We start from the raw sequence: 17,017 nt of genomic DNA, 5'->3' as shown, positions 1-17,017 counted from the left end.
CTCGGCGGACTCTGCCGACGTCACCACGTCTTGAAGCACCAGACCGCGTGGACCGTGAAACAAAAAGGCGCGGGCGTCCTGGAATGGACCAGCCCCAGCGGCGCGACCTACATCGACAAACCACCCGCACCCGTCACCTTCACCATCGAAGACCCTGATCCACCACCCGACGCGAACGCGCCGTTCTGAGCCATCGACGGAACCAGCTTTCACGGGTCGCAGTCGTATCCGCCCGGCGGGGTTCCGATGCCGGCTGTCAAGATATTCGTGCGACGGCCGGCTCCCCTTAGAAACCTGCTGCGCACCCCCGTCCTGCAGACCGGCACCCGCCTGGTCGCCGTAGGCTGAACGCAGATCCGAGGAGAAACATGAGCGCCGAAGCCACACCTGCCGTGCTCTTCGTCTGCGTGCACAACGCCGGCCGATCGCAGATGGCCGCGGGATTCCTGCGCGAGTTCGCGGGTGACCGGATCGAGGTCCGCTCCGCCGGATCTCTCCCCGCCACGCAGATCAACCCCGTGGCCGTGGCGGCGATGGCGGAGCTCGGCATCGACATCGCCGCGGAGCAGCCGAAGGTGCTCACGACGGAGGCCGTGCAGGACTCCGACGTCGTGATCACGATGGGCTGCGGCGACGCCTGCCCGTTCTTCCCCGGCAAGCGCTACGAGGACTGGACGCTCGACGACCCGGCCGGACAGGGCATCGAGGCGGTCCGCCCCATCCGCGACGAGATCCGCCGGCGGATCCAACAGCTGGTCGGGGAGCTGCTGCCGGCCTGAGGCCGCATCGCCGAGATCCGCAGCCGCCGGCTCAGGCGATCCGGTGCACCCGGTAACGGACTTCGGATCCGTCCCGACGGCACACGGCGACGAACAGCGTGCGCTGCAGCCCGGAGAACTCGGGAGCCGCTGCCTCGACCTCGAAGGTCGTGCGGAAGTAGTAGGCATCCGGATCCACCGTCTCGCCGCGGCTCAGCCGCGCGAGCACCTCGTCTGAGCCCGCGCGCACCCCGCGGGTGCGGATGAGCAGCGGTCCGGCAGCCGCGACGGCCGTGTACTCGGCGTCGATGCCGATCGTGCCGTCGGGCGCGATCAGCTGCCGGTCGGATCCGCCCGGAAGGATCTCGGCCTCGAGGTCGCCGGCGATCCGCCCGCCGAGGATCGGCACCACCCGGCGGTGGCCGGCCGAGGTGACGCCGTGGTCGCGCGGCGGGCCCACGTGAACGGTGACGTCGAAGGCCGGCTCGAAGCGGGGCTGCGGCAGCTCGGCGAAGAAGTCGCTCATCGGTCCGCTCCGTGCAGCGCGGCGGCGAGGCGCTCGAGGGCCGGGACAGCAGCGGCCACGGCGGCGCGGTCGGCCGGGTCCAGGCTGCCCAGCGCGTCCCGCAGGATCTCACCCGCGGCCTGGTCGAAGCGTCCGAACAGATCGATCGCACGCGGCGAGAGGGCGACGACCACGCGACGGCCGTCGCCGGTGGCCCGGCGCCGCTGCACGAGGCCATCGGCCTCCATCGCGCCGAGCAGGTTGCTGACGGTGGACCTGTTCAGGTGCAGCGCCTCGGCGAGTTCGGCCGGACCCCGCTCCGCCTCCCCCGAGGCCGGCAGGAGGGCGCGCACCACTTCGATCTGCGCATCGGGGATGTCGGGGAGATCGCCGCGTTCGCGCGCTGCGGTCAGCAGGGTGCGCCGCAGCGGGGAGATGACCGCGGCGAGACGGCTCTCCGCGTCGAAGCCGGGAGCGGGCGCGGGATCGGCAGCGGTGGAGGCGGCCGCAGCCGCAGTGGGCGACCGGCCGCTCATGCCCGATCCCCGACGCTGAGCGAGGACCGCTCGTTGAGGATCGACGGGTCGAATCCGGCCGCGCGCTTGTAGGCGTTCGCGATCTCCTCTCGCTCCGCACGCGGGATCACGTCATCGATGCGGGTGAACCCCTGCGGGGCGCGCTCGGCGGCGAGCAGCATGACCCGCTCGGGCCCGGTCGCGCGAGTGCCGGCCAGCAGCGCGGTCATCGCGGGCCGGCGCGCCTCCTCGTAACCGGCGAGCGCCGCGTCGATCGCATCACCCTGCGCCGTGGCGCCCTGGGTCGTCGTGCGCTGCGCCGTGGCGCCCTGGGTCGTCGTGCGCTGCGCCGTGGCGCCCTGGGTCGTCGTGCGCTGCGCCGTGGCCCGCTGCACGGCGGTGCCGAGGTGGAACGCGAGCGTACGCGCGTCGAGGATCGCCTGGGACCCGCCGTTCGAGCCGTTCGGGTACATCGCGTGAGCGGCGTCGCCGACCAGGGTGGTGCGCCCGTACGTCCACTGCGGCAGCGCGTCGCGGTCGACCATCGGGTACTCCAGGATCTCCTCGGCATTCGCGATGATCGCCGGTACATCCAGTCCGTCGAACACCCAGTCCGCGAACAGCTCCGCGATGGGCCCCGGATCCACCGAGCGGTTCCAGTCCGCGTCGGGGTGGCCGATGCCGCGTCGCTCCGCGATGAAGTTCAGTCGCTGACGGCCGTTCTCGGGGACGCCGAGCGGGTAGGCGACGAATTTCTGTTCGCCGTCGCCCGCCATGATCATGGTGCGCCCATCGACGAGCACCGGGGCCTCGGAGACTCCGCGCCACAGCGTCAGCCCGCTCCACGGCGGAGCGCCCTCGGCCGGGTAGCGCAGCGCACGCACGGCGGAGTGGATCCCGTCGGCCCCGATCACGAGGTCGTAGGTCTCCGCGATCTCGCCGTCCGCCGTCGCGAAGTGCACAGTCTCGGATCCGTCATCGCCGCTCTCGGCGGCCACGAGGCGATGGCCGAGCCGGATCACATCGCCGAGTCGCTCGACGACCGCGTCGCGCAGGGCGAGCTGCAGCCGCCCGCGGTGCACGGAGAGCTGGGGCCAGCGGTAGCCCGCGGCGAGTCCGCGCGGCTCGCTCCAGATGTGCTGGCCGAAGCGATTCATGTAGACGAGGGTCTCGGGCGCGATGCCGAGCGCCTCGACACGATCACGCAGACCGAGCTCGGTCAGCTCGCGGATCGCGTGCGGCAGCAGGTTGAGTCCGACGCCCAGCCCGCGGATCTCGTCCGTGCGCTCGTGCACGGTGATGTCGCGGAAGCCGGCGGCCTCCAAGCTGAGCGCGGTGGCGAGCCCGCCGATCCCCGCGCCGATGATTCCGATCCGCATCGATCCACTCCCGTTTCCCGGCGTCCTCGCCGTCGCGAACTAGTTTTGTCACAAAATTAGTCACCACGCAAGTCCGGATCCCGAGGCCCGTTCGCTGGTCGCAAATTGCGCCTCTCACGCACGCGAAGCCGCAATTCGCGACCAGTGAGCAAGGGGGATCCGGCGACATGGACCTGACCCGCGCCCTCTGGCTGCCGCGTGCTCAGACTGCGGCGCGCCCTTAGCCGCGGGCGCCCTTAGCCGGGGGCACCCTCTGGCTGCCGCGAGCTCCGCCGGCGACACGCTCAGATCCGACCTGTCACGATCCGCACACGTTGTGACGATCAGCACACGGATCCACGTCAACACGCATGCGGATCGTCACATGATGTGCAGATCGTTACAACCACGCGGCTTCCGGTCGCAGTTTCTGCTGTTCCAGGCCCCCAGTCGGAGCAGAAACTGCGACCTGAACGAGATGGATCCGCGGGCCGCCTGCCACGGCGCGGGGCCGCCAGCCACAGTCCGCGGCGCGCTCAGCCCGCCGCATGCTCAGCCCGCGGCGCGCTCGGCGGAGTCGAGGATCTGATCCACGCCGAGGAAGAACAGCTCCCGATCGCGCAGCGACGCCAGCGCCACGGTGTTCTGGGCGAGGAGCGGGTATCGGCGCGGATCCGCGAGCGGCGGCTCATCGAACCACGGCCCGTCGACCTCGTCCGCATCGCGTACGGCCCTGGCCCTGGCGATGCCGGCGGCGGTGGACAGCACGTGCGAAGCCAGCAGCGCATAATGCCGGACCACGTCGGAGGCGCTCAGGCCGGCCGTGGTGAACGCCTGCAGCATGAGCTCGATCGCGCCGAGTTCGCCCGGTCCGTGCGTGGTCAACGTGGTCGCCTCCGCACCCACCGCGGGGTACTCGGAGTACAGGTCGAGCGTGGCCGTGGCCAGGGCACGCAGCCGACCCTGCCAGTCCTCCACAGGCACATCGACACTGTTCAGGGCGCGCATCGTGACCTCGTCGAGCAGAGCGCGCATGAGCTCGTCCTTGCTGCGGAAGTGCCGGTAGATCGCGGTCGGATCCGCGCCGAGGCGCGCTCCGAGCTCGCGCACCGAGATCGCGGTCACGCGGGTCGCGGCAAGCTCCAGACCCGTGGCGATGATCGTCTCGGGGTCGAGACGGGCGCGCACGGACGCCGTCCCGCCGTCTGCCACGGCTGCGATCCGGCTGCTCTTCTTCACGGGCATCGCCCCTCTCCGCTCTCTATCGTGCCACGCGTAGCACGCCTCATGATCGGTTCGGACATCAATCCTGTCAACACTGTTGACATCACTCTTGACGCTGGCTAGCGTTATCGCGATCCCGCCGCCCTGCGGGTTCAACCCCCCTTGCTTCAACGACGAAAGGCGGATGATGACGACGCGCGTCTTCCACGGCGGATCGGTGTTCACCGGATCCGGATCCCCCCTGCTCGGCCAGGCCGTCATCGTGCGCGACGAGCGCATCGAGCGCATCGTGTCCGAGTCCGAGCTCGCCGCCGTCCTGGGTGCGGAGCCCGCCGGAACCGTCGAGCTCATCGACCTGCGCGGCGCCCTGCTGAGCCCCGGCTTCCAGGACGCCCACATCCACGCGGTCGGCGGCGGCGTCGAGCTGCTGCAGTGCGACCTCACCGGCACCGAGAGCGCCGACGAGGCCGTCGCGGCCGTCCGCGCCTACGCCGATGCCAACCCCGACGAGGAGTGGATCCTCGGCGGCGGCTGGTCGATGGACTGCTTCCCCGGCGGCAACCCGCCGCGCGAGCTGCTCGACGCCGCGGCCCCGGGCCGCCCGGTGCTGCTGTCCAGCCGCGACCACCACAGCGTGTGGGCGTCGACTGAGGCGATCACTCGCGCGGGCATCACCGCCGAGACGCCGGATCCCGCTGACGGCGTGGTCATCCGCGACGCCGACGACCACCCCGCGGGCACGTTCCACGAGGGCGCGGCAGATCTGTTCGCCGCCGTCCGGCCCGAGATCGGTGAGGACCTGCGCTACCGCGGGTTGCTCCGCGCCCAGGAAGAGCTCGTCGCGCTCGGCATCACCGGCTGGCAGGACGCCATGGTCGGCGGCGGCGGTGCGGGCATCGCCGATCCTCTGCCCGCATACGAGAAGGCCCTCGCCGAGGGGACGCTGCAGGTGCACGTCACCGGCGCGCAGTGGTGGGAGCGCGACGGCGGCATCGAGCAGGTCGAGCACATGGTCGCGCAGCGCCACCGCGTCGCAGCCCTCGGATCCCCGGAGCGGCTCGAGGTGGGCACCACCAAGATCATGGTCGACGGCGTCGCCGAGAACCACACTGCCGCGATGCTCACGCCCTACCGCGACGCGCACGGCCACGACACTCACAACCACGGGCTGAGCTTCATCGACCCGGAGCGACTGCGCGAGTACGTCACGGCGCTCGACGCGGCCGGACAGCAGGTGCACATGCACGCGCTCGGCGACCGCGCCGTGCGCGAGGCGCTGGACGCGCTGCAGCAGGCGCGCGACGCGAACGGTCCGACCGACGGCCGCCACCACCTCGCGCACCTGCAGATCGTGGCGGAGGAGGACGTGCCGCGCTTCGCCGAACTCGACGCGATCGCGAACATCCAGGCGCTGTGGGCCACCCACGAGGACCAGCTGGACCAGCTCACCCTGCCGTTCCTTCAGGAAGGACAGGAAGCACGTCAGTACCCGTTCGGCGACTTCGTGCAGGCGGGCGTGCGGCTCGCGGCCGGCAGCGACTGGCCGGTCTCGAGCGCCGCTCCGATCGAGGCGATCCACATCGCCGTCAACCGGACCACCCCGGGATCCGACCGGGAGCCCCTGGGCGGCGCGCACCAGCGCCTCGACCTCGCGACCGCGATGGCCGCCTACACCTCCGGCACCGCGTACGTGAACCACCGCGACCACGACACCGGCAGCATCATGCCGGGCTACCGCGCCGACCTCGTCGTGCTGGATCCGTCTCCGTTCGACGTTCCCGCCGGCGAGATCCACACCAGCCGCGTCACCCAGACCTGGATCGACGGCCGTCTGCTGCACGCCGCCGAGACCGCCCTCGCCATCGCCGAGACACGCACCGAGAACACCTCCCGCACCGAGCTCGAAGGAGAGCTGTCATGACCCGAAACCGCCTCTCCCGCGTCGCCGCCCGTCACCGCTCCGCCGCGGTGCTGGGGGCCGCGGTCCTGATCGCCGCCACCTCGCTGACCGCCTGCTCCGGCAGCGCGGGCGGCACGTCGACCGGATCCGCCGGCGCCGACTGGAAGCTGACCACCACCACCGCGAAGCCGACCGGTGACATCGACTCGTTCTCGTTCGCGCTGTATGCCGAGCCCGCGACGCTCGACTACGCGTACGCGTTCGACTACCCGGACAACCAGGTGCTCGCCAACGTGTGCGAGTCACTGCTGCGCCTGAACCCCGACTACAGCCTGAGCCCGGGACTCGCGAAGAGCTTCAGCAACCCCGACCCGCTCACCTGGGTCTACGAGATCCGCGACGGCGTGACGTTCCACGACGGAACCCCGCTGACTGCGGCGGACGCCGTCGCCTCGATGCAGCGGATCATGGACCCGTCCGTGGGATCCGCCTGGTTCTCGGTCTACCAGAACGTCGAATCGATCACCCAGACCGGCCCTATGGAGGTCACGGTCAAGACCAAGATCCCCGACTCCCAGTTCAACCAGGGCATGGGCGGATCCGCCGGCGTGATCGAGTCGGCGGCGACCCTGGCCGCCAAGGGCAAGGACTACGGAAACTCGACCGGCGGCGTGAACTGCACCGGTCCGTTCTCCCTGACCCAGTGGAAGTCGGGCGAGTCGCTCTCGCTCGAGCGCTACGACGGCTACTGGGACAAGGATCTGCGCGCGAAGGCGGCGAAGATGACGTTCGCGATCATCCCCGACGCCACCGCGCGCGTGAACGCCATGAAGTCGGGCAGCGTCGACGGATCCTGGCAGATCCCGATGGAATCCGCCCCGCAGCTGCAGGCCTCCGGCAAGGGCGACGTGCTGTACGCACCGTCCTCGGCGACGAGCAACCTCGTGATCAGCAACCTGGGCGGTCCGCTCGGCGACAAGCGCGTGCGCAAGGCGCTCATGATGGCGCTCGACCGCCCCGGCATCCTCAAGGGCGCGTCGCAGGGCATCGGCGAGATCAGCGACGTGCTGACCACGAAGCTGGTGTGGGGCACGGCCACCGATGCGGCGAAGAAGACCGCCTTCGATGACATCACGCACTACAAGCAGGACGTCGCGGCCGCGAAGAAGCTCGTCGAGGAGGCCGGCGCGACCGGCAAGGAGCTCGTCTACGTCACCGCGCCGATCGGCAACGACTTCTCCGTGGTCTCGCAGGCGACCATGGCGGCCGCACAGTCGATCGGCCTGAAGCTGACCATCAAGACCGTCAGCCCCGCGCAGTACACCGCACTGTTCAGCGACCCGAGCGCACGCGAGGGCGTCGACCTGTTCTACACCGTCTGGTACCTCTCCAGCCCGGACGCCCTGGAGATGTACGGCGTGCTGCGCACCGGCGACTTCAGCAACTACGGCGGCTGGAGCAACCCCGAGTTCGACAAGACCGTCAACGAGGCCGTCGGCACGATGGATCCGGCCGCGCGCAGCGTGCTGACCGCCAAGGCCCAGCAGATCGCGAACGAGGAGCTGCCCTGGCTGCCGCTCGCGACGGGCCCGCTGCCGCTGTTCCTCGGCAAGCGCATCACGGGCCTCGACCCGTCGATGGCGTTCCTCTACTACCCGTGGGCGGCCCAGATCGGCAAGCGCTGACGCGCTCGGCAAGCGCTGATCTGTCCACCCCCACCCGATGAGCCGTGCTTCCGGAGCGACGCGCACCCGCGTCGCTCCGGAAGTCGGCCGAGACCCACAGGTGACGCCATGAGCACTCTCCGCCGCGTCGCGGGAAAGCTGGGCGGGCTGCTGCTCACCCTCTTCCTCGCCTCGCTCCTCGTCTTCTTCTCCCGGTTCCTCGTGCCCGGCGACCCGATCCGCTTCCTCCTGCGCGGCCGCAAGCCGTCGCCCGAGGCGATCGCCGACGTCACCGCGCAGTACGGGCTGAACCTGCCGCCGTGGGAGCAGTACGTGCGCTGGATCGCCGGCGTGCTGCACGGCGACTTCGGCCGCTCCCTGCAGTTCCGCCAGGACGTCACGGCCGTGCTCGGCGACCGCCTCCCGGTCACCCTCATGCTCGTCGTGATGGCCGGCACGATCATCGCCGTCACAGGGCTCGTCGGCGGCACGATCGCCGCCCTGAACAAGGGCCGCGCCGCCGACCGCGGGATCCTCATCTCGCTCACCGTGCTGGGCGCGATCCCCTCGTTCGTCGGATCCATCGTGCTGATCGCGATCTTCTCGGTGCAGCTGGGCTGGTTCCCCTCATTCGGATCCGGATCCGGATTCTGGGACATGGTCTACCACCTCGTGCTGCCGTCGATCGCGCTGGCGATCGTGTTCATCGTGCTCGTCGGCAAGGTCACCCGCTCGGCCATGGTCGAGCAGTTGAACCGCGAACACGTCGAGGTCGCCACCTCGCGCGGCATCACCCGCCTCGCCGTGGTCCGCCGGCACGTGCTGCGCAATGCGCTGGGCCCGATCCTCACCGTGTCCGGCGTGCTCGTGGCCGGCCTCATCGTCGCGAGCTCCATCGTCGAGCAGGCCTTCGGCCTCGCCGGGATCGGCTCGCTCCTGGTCGGCTCGGTCGACCGCCTCGACTTCCCCGTCGTGCAGGCGATCGTCCTGCTCGTGGTCACGGCCTTCGTCGTCGTGAACGCGATCATCGACATCCTCGAGCCCTGGATCGACCCGCGATCCGCCGCAGGAGCTGGTGCCCGATGACCTCTTCAGCCCCCACCCTGGCCGTGCGCGTGCTGCGCATGCCGAAGAGGATGCGCGGCCGCGGCATCGTGATCACCAGCATGGTGATCCTCGCCGTGGTCACCCTGACCGCGATCCTCGCCCCGTGGGTCGCCCCGTACGACCCGGACGCCGTCGACTTCACCGCGTTCTACGCGGCGCCGTCCCCCGCGCACTGGCTCGGCACGGACAGCCTCGGCCGCGACCTGCTCAGCCGCATCATCTGGGGCGGTCGCACGGCCCTCCTCGGCCCGCTGCTGGTCGTCGTCTTCTCCACCGTGCTGGGTATCCTGCTGGGCCTGGTCGCCGGATGGAGGGGCGGCTGGATCGACGCCGTCCTGGGCCGTGTCTTCGACGTGCTGTTCGCCTTCCCGTCGCTGCTCATCGCGATGATGGCCGTCGCCCTGTTCGGCAAGGGCCTGGTCGCCCCGGTCATCGCGATGAGCATCTCGTACGCGCCGTTCGTGGCGCGGCTGACCCGCTCGCTCGTGTCCGCCGAGCGCACCCGCCCGTACGTCGCCGCGTATCGCGTGCAGGGCTTCGGCGGGGCGTGGATCGCGCTGCGCCGCGTGCTGCCGAACATCGCCCCGATCGTGGGCGCGCAGTCGACGCTGAACTTCGGCTACGTGCTCGCCGAGCTCGCCGGCCTCTCCTTCCTCGGGCTCGGCGTGCAGGCGCCGACCGCCGACTGGGGCGCCATGATCAACGAGGCCCAGTCCGGCATCGCCGCGGGCCAGTTCCTGCCCGCCATCGCGCCCGCCATCGTGGTGGTGCTCGTGGTCGTGGCCGTCAACATCGTCGGCGAGGATCTCTCCGACCGCATCGGAGGGGAGATCCCCGCATGACCGCCGCACTTCTCGACACGGCCGCGGCGCACTCCGCCTCCGCTCTGCTGGACATCCGCGACCTCACGCTCGATCTGCCGAACGGCACCCGCCTGCTGCACGGGATCACACTGTCCGTCGCTCCCGGCGAGACCGTGGGCCTCGTCGGCGAATCCGGATCCGGGAAGTCGCTCACCGCGCGCACCGTGCTCGGCCTCACGCCCGAGCGGGCCGAGATCGGCGGCACCGTCACGGTCGACGGCCGCTCGCCCCTCGCGCCGGCGACGCTCCGGGCGATCCGTCGCGCGGATGCGGCGATGGTGTTCCAGGATCCGCGCGCGGGGATCAACCCGATGCGCACGATCGGCGACCACCTCACCGAGGCGCTGCGGCTGAACGAGGGTTGGTCCCGAAGCCGTGCTCGCGCGCGTGCCGCCGAGCTGCTCGCCGACGTGCGGCTGCCCTCGCCTGCCGCGCACCTGCACCAGCACCCGCACGAGCTGAGCGGCGGCATGCTGCAGCGCGTCATGATCGCGGGCGCCCTGACCACGTCGCCGCGCCTGCTGGTGTGCGACGAGCCCACCACGGCGCTCGACGTGACCACGCAGGCGGAGATCGTGCAGGTGCTGCGTGAGCTCTGCGCCGAACGCGGCATGGGCATGCTGTTCATCACGCACGACCTCAACCTCGCCGGATCCCTGTGCGACCGGCTGGTCGTCATGAAGGACGGCGCCGTGGTCGAGGAGGGTCCCGCCCTCGACGTGCTGCGCGCTCCGCAGGCCGAGTACACCCGCCGCCTGGTCGCGGCGACGCCGCGCCTGACAGGAACCGACAGCGCCGTGGGCTCGGCCAGTCCGGGCTCCGCCATGGTCGAGGTCGCCGGCGTCTCGAAGACGTACAAGGTGCGCGGTCGCGGCGAGGTGCACGCCGTCGCGGATGCCACCCTCGAGATCCCGGTGGGCGGTGCGCTCGCCGTCGTGGGCGAGTCCGGATCCGGCAAGTCGACGCTCGCGCGCATGATCGTCGGACTGGAGCAGGCCGATACGGGAACGATCCGGATCGGCGGGCGCGAGATCGCGGGACACGCGACGGGCCGCGAGGCACGACTCGCGCGAGCCAAGAGCGTGCAGATGGTGTTCCAGGATCCGTATCTGTCGCTGGATCCGCGCATCCCCGCCGGCCAGGCGGTCGGCGACGTGCTGCGACTGCATGCGGGCCTCGACAAGGCGGCCGCGGCGGATCGCGCCCGGGAGCTGTTGACGGCGGTCGGCCTGAGCGAGGAGCACGCGGTGGCACGCCCGAAGACCCTGTCCGGCGGGCAGCGCCAGCGCGTCGCGATCGCCCGCGCGCTGGCCATCGAGCCCGATCTGCTCGTGATGGACGAGGCCACCAGCGCCCTGGACGTCTCGGTGCAGGCGCAGGTGCTGGACCTGGTCGCCGACATCCGGCGCCGCCAGGGGCTGACGCTGCTGTTCATCAGCCACGATCTGGCCGTCGTTCGCCGGGTGTGCGAGCAGACCCTGGTGATGCGCCGCGGCGAGATCGTCGAGCGCGGCGCGACGACCGAGATCCTGACGAATCCGCAGCACGAGTACACCCGCCTGCTGCTGGACTCCGTGCCGGTCCCGGCCGGATGACAAGCCCATTCCAGGGTCGCTGAACGACGGCGCCCGCTCCTCCCCTCCCCCCCCGGGGGTCGTTGAGCGAGGACGCCGAAGGCGACCGAGACGAAACGCGGAGCCCTCACGAGATCACTGCGTTTCGTCTCGCTCCGCTCGCTCAACGACCCCATCTGAGACAAGGAAGCCCCATGGAACTGCACCACGTCACCGCCACCGAGGCAGCCGCACGGTTCCGCCGTCGCGAGCTCTCCCCCGTCGAGCTGCTCGACGCGGTCATCGCGCGCACGGCGGCGACCGAGCCGGCCATCAACGCCGTCACCGAGCAGTGGCTCGACGCGGCCCGCACCACCGCCCTCGACTCGGAGCAGCGGTTCGCGGACGGCGGGGCCACCCGGCCTCTCGAGGGCATCCCGCTCATGCTCAAGGAGGAGCAGCCGATCGCCGGCCGTACCGCCGAGGAGGGCAGCCTGCTCGAGCGCGGCCACGTCGCCGCCGAGACCCACCCGATCGTGGACCGGATCCTCGCCGCCGGCGCCGTGGTGCACGGTCGCACGACCACGCCTGAGTACTGCTGCGCCCCCGTCACCCACACGGCGCTCTGGGGCGTGACCCGCAACCCGTGGAACACCGCATACTCCCCGGGCGGATCCTCGGGCGGATCCGGAGCGGTGCTCGCGGCCGGCTCCACGATCCTCGCGACCGGATCCGACATCGGCGGATCCATCCGGATCCCCTCGTCGTTCTGCGGCGTCGTCGGGTTCAAGCCCCCGTTCGCGCGCGTGCCGGGTCTTGCCCCCTTCAACTCCGACACGTACTGCGCGGACGGACCGATGGGGCGCAGCGTCGCCGACGTCGCGCTGCTGCAGAACGTCATCTCCGGGCCCTGGGCGGGCGACGCGGCGTCACTGCGCGAGGTCGCGACCGTGTCCGGCGAGGTCTCGTCGCTCGCCGGCATGCGCATCGCCGTCTGCCTCGACCTGGGCGGCTACGCGGTGGATCCGTCTGTCGTCGCGAACACCCTCGGCGTCGTCACCGCACTCCGCGCCGCGGGCGCCGTGGTCGAGCAGGTCGAGCTGCCCTGGGGTCCGCAGCGCACCCTCGAGACCAGCTGGCCGCACTTCGGCGCCGTGATGGGGCCGTTCATCGAGTCCATCGCCGACGGCGACCCCGAGCGCTCCGCGCAGCTGATGCCGTACACGCGGGCGTTCGCGGCCGCCGCGGCGAACAGCGGCGACTTCGTGACCGGGCTCGAGGCGGAGTCGGCGTTCTACCGTCCGTTCGGGGAGGTGATGCAGGACTACGACGTGCTCGTCTGCCCCACGATCGCCACCACGGGCCTGGCCGCCGACGAGCCCTGCACCGACAGCGACACCGTGTTCGCGCAGCTGATGACCCTGCCGTTCAACGTCATCGGCCGCGTGCCGGTGCTGGCCGTGCCGTCGGGCATCGCTCCGAACGGCGTCCCCACGGGAGTGCAGATCGTCGGGCGCACCTTCGACGACGCCACGGTGTTCCGGGTCGGTGCCGCGCTCGAGCAGGAGCTCGGGCTGTGGACGGATCCGGCGTGGTGGCCGGCCGTGTGAAGCGACCCGCCCTTTGAAGCGACCCGCCCTGAAGCGGCCGGCGAGCCCGACGCGCTCGTCCCTCTCCGCTCAGGTCGCACTTTCTGCTCCGAAACACCCCCTGGGGCAGCAGATACTGCGACCTGAGCGGATGCGCACGGCAACTGCCACTCTCCTAGGCTGAAACCATGACGCGGATCTGGGTGGTGCGGCACGGGCAGAGCATGCTGAACGCGGCGGAGCGGATGCAGGGCTGGTCCGATGCGCCGCTCACCGCCCTCGGCCAGGATCAGGCCACCGAACGCGGCCGCGACTTCGCCGCCGCCGGAATCACGTTCGACGTCGCTTTCTCGGGCGACGGCATCCGGCATCGCGAGACCGCCGCGCGCCTGCTCGTCGCCGCCGGATCCGACCTGCAGCCGACGTCGGATCCGCGCTGGCGCGAGCTGTGCTTCGGCCGGCTCGAGGCCGTGCGCGCACGCAAGTTCGTCCGGCTCATGCAGGCGCACGTGGCGGCCGACAATCCGTTCTTCGCGACGCTCGACGCCCTCGCCGCGGAGGATCCGCTCGCCGAGTCCCCCGCCGACGTCGCCCGGCGCGCGACCGAGGCGCTGCACGATGTCGCGAGTGCCGGATCCGAGGTGCTCGTGGTGACCAGCGGCATCACGATCCTGACCCTGCTGCACGGTCTCGGCGCCGACCTCTCGCACCTCACGATCGGCCCCGAGAACCTGTCGGTCTCGACCGTGCGGCGCATCGACGACGGCTGGCGCGTCGACCGCGCCGCGATGCCGGATCCGGTCGCGGTCTGAGCGACGGCGCAGACCGCGACCGCCCCCGAAACACGGCGGATCCCGCCCCCGGATAGGGGACGGGATCCGTGCTGCGACAGGCTCGGCGAACGCGGGCCCGGTCGGCCCGCGCAGGCGCCCGCCGGGGCTCAGTCGGTGTAAGAGTCCGCGACGTCGAGCGCCTCGTCCAGCACGCCGAGGCCGCGCACCAGCTCGTCCTCGGTGATCACGAGCGGCGGCGCGATGTGCGTGCGGTTGAAGTGCACGAACGGCCAGACGCCGCCCTTCTTCGCCGCGGCCACGAACGCGCCCATCGGGGCGGCGTCGGAACCTGCCGCGTTGAACGGCACGAGCGGCTCGCGGGTCTCCTTCGAGCGCACGAGTTCCACAGCCCAGAACAGGCCCTGGCCGCGCACCTCGCCGACGCTCGGGTGCTTCTCGGCCCAGGAGCGCAGCGTCGGCTCCACGATGCGGGACCCGAGATCGCGCACGCGCTCCAGGATCCCGTCGCGGCGGAACACGTCGAACGTCGCGACGCCCGCGGCGCACGCGAGCGGGTGGCCTGAGTACGTGAGCCCGCCCGCGAACGGGACGGTGTCGAACGCCGAGGCGATCCGGTCGGAGATGACGACGCCGCCGAGCGGGACGTAGCCGGAGTTCACGCCCTTGGCGAAGGTGATGAGGTCGGGCTTGGCGTCGAAGGCGTCGATGCCGAACCACTCGCCGAGGCGGCCGAAGCCGACCATGACCTCATCCGCGATGTAGACGATGCCGTAGCGGTCGCACAGCTCGCGCACGCCCTGCAGGTAGCCGGGCGGCGGCACGAGCACGCCGTTGGTGCCCACGACGGTCTCGATGATGATCGCGGCGATCGTCGACGGGCCCTCGAGCTGGATGGTCTGCTCGAGGTGCTCGAGCGCGCGCTGCGACTCCTCGGCGAGCGTCGACGAGTGGAACGCCGAGCGGTACAGGTACGGGCCGAAGAAGCGCACGGTGCCGTTGTCGACGGTGTCGTTCGCCCAGCGCCGCGGGTCGCCGGTCATCGAGATCGCCGTCGCCGTGGAGCCGTGGTAGCTGCGGTACATCGACAGCACCTTGCGACGCCCGGTCACGGTGCGCGCCATGCGCACCGCGTACTCGTTCGCGTCGGCGCCGCCGTTGGTGAAGAAGACCTTCTCCATACCTTCGGGGGCGACCTCGGCGATGAGCCGCGCCAGCTCGCCGCGCACGTCGTTCGCGAGCGACGGCTGGATCGTCGCGAGACGGCCGGCCTGCTGCTGGATCGCCGCGACCAGATCCGGCTGCTGGTGACCCAGGTTGAGGTTCACCAGCTGGCTGGAGAAATCGAGGTAGGCGTTGCCCTGGTAGTCCCAGAACGTGGATCCCTCGCCCGCGGCGACGGGCAGCGGGTCGATCGCGGCCTGCGCGCTCCAGGAGTGGAACACGTGCGCGCGGTCGTCGGCGCGAACCTGCGCCTCGGCCTCGGCGGCGGGCAGGGCGTGCACGGCGCCGTGGCGGTCGGTCAGGGCCGCGGTTTCGGTGGTGACGGTCATGATCTCGGATCCTTTTCCGCGTCAGTGGTTCTCAGGACTCAGTGGTTCTCAGGACTCAGTGGTTGCTCGGGAAGCCGAGGTCGACCTGCGCCGGGGTGTGGTCGGGCCAGCGCGTGGTGACGACCTTGGAGCGCGTGTAGAAGTGGATCGACTCGGGGCCGTAGATGTGCGAGTCGCCGAACAGGGAGGCCTTCCAGCCGCCGAACGAGAACGCGCCGACCGGCACGGGGATCGGCACGTTGATGCCGACCATGCCGACCTCGATGTCGAACTCGAACTGGCGGGCGGTGCCGCCGTCGCGGGTGAAGATCGCGACGCCGTTGCCGAACTGGTGGGCGTTGATGAGCTCCACGGCCTCCGCGTAGCTGTCGACGCGCACCACGCCGAGCACGGGGCCGAAGATCTCGTCCTCGTAGAGCTTCATGCCGGGCTTCACACCGTCGATGAGGCTGATGCCGGTGAAGAAGCCGTTCTCGTCGAGGCGCTCGCCGGCGGCGACGCGCTTCGTGCCGTCGAGCACGACGGTGGCGCCCTCCGCCTCGGCACCGGTCACGTACGACTCGACGCGGTCCCGGTGCTCGCGGGTGATCAGCGGCCCCATCTCGCTCGCGGCGTCGGTGCCGTCGCCGATGCGCAGGTTCTGCACCTTCTCAGTGATCGAGGCGATCAGCGGATCCGCGACCTCGCCCACGGCCACCAGCACCGAGACCGCCATGCAGCGCTCGCCGGCCGAGCCGTAAGCCGCGGAGACCGCCGCGGCTGCCGCGCCGTCGATGTCGGCGTCGGGCATGACGACCATGTGGTTCTTGGCGCCGCCGAGGGCCTGCACGCGCTTGCCGTTCGCCGAGGCCCGCTCGTAGATCGACTTCGCGATCGGGGTGGATCCGACGAAGCTCACGGCCTTGACGTCGGGCGAGTCGAGCAGGGTGTCGACCGCGACCTTGTCGCCGTTGACGACGTTCAGCACGCCGTCGGGGAGCCCGGCCTCCTGGAAGGCCTTCGCGAGCCAGATCGCCGCGGACGGGTCCTTCTCGCTGGGCTTGAGCACGACGGTGTTGCCGCACGCGATCGCCGAGGCGACCATCCACAGCGGCACCATCACGGGGAAGTTAAACGGGGTGATGCAGGCGACCACGCCGACCGGCTGCTTGACCGAGTGCACGTCCACGCCACGCGCGACCTGCTCGGCGCGCTCGCCCTTGAGCAGGTGCACGAGACCGGCAGCGAACTCGACGTTCTCGATGCCGCGGGAGACCTCGCCGGCCGCGTCGGAGAGCACCTTGCCGTGCTCGCTCGTGACGATCGCAGCGAGCTCGGGCGTCCGCTCGGCGAGGATCTGGCGCAGGCGGAAGAACACGTCGGCGCGCTTGATGAGGCTCGTCGCCCGCCAGGCCGGCAGCGCGGCCTTGGCCGCGGCGATGGCCTGCTCGACCTCGCCGACGCTCGCGAACGCGACGGTGCGGTGCGCCTCGCCGGTCGCGGGGTTGTACACCGGGCCGGTGCGCTCGGTCTCGCCGGTGTCGGCTCCGTCGATGAAGTGGCGGATCACGGTCACGCGATGCTCCTCGGGTCGTGGGGTTCGATGGTGCGGGTCACGGATCCGGACACTCTGATCGGACGCACCCGCGGGCTTGCTC

Annotated in this window: 14 protein-coding genes and 1 pseudogene; 9 read left to right on the top strand and 6 right to left on the bottom strand. The window is 70.9% G+C overall.

Annotated elements, in window-relative coordinates; genetic code table 11:
- Window positions 1–189, top strand: a pseudogene (locus AB4078_RS07700) (HNH endonuclease signature motif containing protein); the annotation flags it as partial.
- Between the two features lie 179 nt (window positions 190–368).
- Entirely contained in the window at window positions 369–779 is a 411-nt protein-coding gene (locus AB4078_RS07695) for an arsenate reductase ArsC (protein WP_441976627.1), read from the top strand.
- Window positions 780–810: 31 nt separating this feature from the next.
- Here AB4078_RS07695 and AB4078_RS07690 read toward each other — a convergent pair whose 3' ends face one another.
- From AB4078_RS07690 to AB4078_RS07675, 4 genes are all read right to left on the bottom strand, one after another.
- Complete coding sequence (locus AB4078_RS07690; RefSeq protein WP_441976626.1) at window positions 811–1,284, bottom strand: DUF3237 domain-containing protein; 474 nt, start codon at window positions 1,282–1,284, stop codon at window positions 811–813.
- Window positions 1,281–1,799, bottom strand: a complete 519-nt coding sequence (locus tag AB4078_RS07685) for a MarR family winged helix-turn-helix transcriptional regulator (RefSeq protein ID WP_441976625.1) — start codon at window positions 1,797–1,799, stop codon at window positions 1,281–1,283. The genes AB4078_RS07690 and AB4078_RS07685 overlap by 4 nt, the downstream gene beginning before the upstream one ends.
- Complete coding sequence (locus tag AB4078_RS07680; RefSeq protein ID WP_441976624.1) at window positions 1,796–3,157, bottom strand: FAD-dependent monooxygenase; 1,362 nt, start codon at window positions 3,155–3,157, stop codon at window positions 1,796–1,798. Before AB4078_RS07680 ends, AB4078_RS07685 begins: the two co-directional genes overlap by 4 nt.
- Before the next feature lie 531 nt (window positions 3,158–3,688).
- Entirely contained in the window at window positions 3,689–4,375 is a 687-nt protein-coding gene (locus AB4078_RS07675; RefSeq protein ID WP_441976623.1) for a TetR/AcrR family transcriptional regulator, read from the bottom strand.
- 172 nt (window positions 4,376–4,547) lie between these two features.
- Between AB4078_RS07675 and AB4078_RS07670 the strand changes: the two genes are divergently transcribed.
- The 7 genes from AB4078_RS07670 to AB4078_RS07640 all read left to right on the top strand — a co-directional run bounded on the left by AB4078_RS07670 (window position 4,548) and on the right by AB4078_RS07640 (window position 13,848).
- Window positions 4,548–6,281 (top strand): amidohydrolase, encoded by a 1,734-nt coding sequence (locus AB4078_RS07670; RefSeq protein ID WP_441976622.1) that lies wholly within the window; start codon window positions 4,548–4,550, stop codon window positions 6,279–6,281.
- Entirely contained in the window at window positions 6,278–7,945 is a 1,668-nt protein-coding gene (locus AB4078_RS07665; RefSeq protein WP_440732873.1) for an ABC transporter substrate-binding protein, read from the top strand. The genes AB4078_RS07670 and AB4078_RS07665 overlap by 4 nt, the downstream gene beginning before the upstream one ends.
- Before the next feature lie 108 nt (window positions 7,946–8,053).
- A complete protein-coding gene (locus AB4078_RS07660) occupies window positions 8,054–9,010 on the top strand; it encodes an ABC transporter permease (RefSeq protein WP_441976621.1) in 957 nt (318 codons plus the stop codon).
- Window positions 9,007–9,873 (top strand): ABC transporter permease, encoded by an 867-nt coding sequence (locus tag AB4078_RS07655; RefSeq protein ID WP_441976620.1) that lies wholly within the window; start codon window positions 9,007–9,009, stop codon window positions 9,871–9,873. Before AB4078_RS07660 ends, AB4078_RS07655 begins: the two co-directional genes overlap by 4 nt.
- Window positions 9,870–11,489, top strand: a complete 1,620-nt coding sequence (locus tag AB4078_RS07650) for a dipeptide ABC transporter ATP-binding protein (RefSeq protein ID WP_441976619.1) — start codon at window positions 9,870–9,872, stop codon at window positions 11,487–11,489. Before AB4078_RS07655 ends, AB4078_RS07650 begins: the two co-directional genes overlap by 4 nt.
- Window positions 11,490–11,662: 173 nt before the next feature.
- Window positions 11,663–13,057, top strand: coding sequence for an amidase (locus AB4078_RS07645; RefSeq protein WP_441976618.1), 1,395 nt, complete (start codon window positions 11,663–11,665; stop codon window positions 13,055–13,057).
- A gap of 167 nt (window positions 13,058–13,224) precedes the next feature.
- Window positions 13,225–13,848: a histidine phosphatase family protein gene (locus tag AB4078_RS07640; protein ID WP_441976617.1), complete on the top strand. Its 624-nt coding sequence runs from the start codon at window positions 13,225–13,227 to the stop codon at window positions 13,846–13,848.
- Window positions 13,849–13,976: 128 nt separating this feature from the next.
- Here AB4078_RS07640 and AB4078_RS07635 read toward each other — a convergent pair whose 3' ends face one another.
- Together AB4078_RS07635 and AB4078_RS07630 are read right to left on the bottom strand one after the other, a co-directional pair.
- The gene (locus AB4078_RS07635; protein WP_441976616.1) at window positions 13,977–15,380 is read right to left on the bottom strand and encodes an aspartate aminotransferase family protein; all 1,404 of its coding nucleotides are present in this window, start codon (window positions 15,378–15,380) and stop codon (window positions 13,977–13,979) included.
- A 55-nt stretch (window positions 15,381–15,435) separates the two neighbouring features.
- Window positions 15,436–16,935 carry a CoA-acylating methylmalonate-semialdehyde dehydrogenase gene (locus AB4078_RS07630; protein WP_441976615.1) on the bottom strand — a complete coding sequence of 500 codons (1,500 nt, stop codon included), beginning with the start codon at window positions 16,933–16,935 and terminating at the stop codon, window positions 15,436–15,438.
- Window positions 16,936–17,017 lie beyond the last annotated feature (82 nt).

Origin of the sequence: Microbacterium sp. 2MCAF23 (assembly GCF_052115565.1) — a bacterium.
Lineage (GTDB): Bacteria > Actinomycetota > Actinomycetes > Actinomycetales > Microbacteriaceae > Microbacterium.
This window is presented reverse-complemented; position numbering and strand designations above follow the sequence as displayed.

What these genes read in the sequence shown, in the direction of transcription:
- AB4078_RS07695 (WP_441976627.1), top strand. Translation starts at nt 369, where the DNA reads ATGAGCGCCGAAGCCACACCTGCCGTGCTCTTCGTCTGCGTGCACAAC.
- AB4078_RS07690 (WP_441976626.1), bottom strand. Translation starts at nt 1,284, where the DNA reads ATGAGCGACTTCTTCGCCGAGCTGCCGCAGCCCCGCTTCGAGCCGGCC.
- AB4078_RS07685 (WP_441976625.1), bottom strand. Translation starts at nt 1,799, where the DNA reads ATGAGCGGCCGGTCGCCCACTGCGGCTGCGGCCGCCTCCACCGCTGCC.
- AB4078_RS07680 (WP_441976624.1), bottom strand. Translation starts at nt 3,157, where the DNA reads ATGCGGATCGGAATCATCGGCGCGGGGATCGGCGGGCTCGCCACCGCG.
- AB4078_RS07670 (WP_441976622.1), top strand. Translation starts at nt 4,548, where the DNA reads ATGACGACGCGCGTCTTCCACGGCGGATCGGTGTTCACCGGATCCGGA.
- AB4078_RS07665 (WP_440732873.1), top strand. Translation starts at nt 6,278, where the DNA reads ATGACCCGAAACCGCCTCTCCCGCGTCGCCGCCCGTCACCGCTCCGCC.
- AB4078_RS07660 (WP_441976621.1), top strand. Translation starts at nt 8,054, where the DNA reads ATGAGCACTCTCCGCCGCGTCGCGGGAAAGCTGGGCGGGCTGCTGCTC.
- AB4078_RS07655 (WP_441976620.1), top strand. Translation starts at nt 9,007, where the DNA reads ATGACCTCTTCAGCCCCCACCCTGGCCGTGCGCGTGCTGCGCATGCCG.
- AB4078_RS07650 (WP_441976619.1), top strand. Translation starts at nt 9,870, where the DNA reads ATGACCGCCGCACTTCTCGACACGGCCGCGGCGCACTCCGCCTCCGCT.
- AB4078_RS07645 (WP_441976618.1), top strand. Translation starts at nt 11,663, where the DNA reads ATGGAACTGCACCACGTCACCGCCACCGAGGCAGCCGCACGGTTCCGC.
- AB4078_RS07640 (WP_441976617.1), top strand. Translation starts at nt 13,225, where the DNA reads ATGACGCGGATCTGGGTGGTGCGGCACGGGCAGAGCATGCTGAACGCG.
- AB4078_RS07635 (WP_441976616.1), bottom strand. Translation starts at nt 15,380, where the DNA reads ATGACCGTCACCACCGAAACCGCGGCCCTGACCGACCGCCACGGCGCC.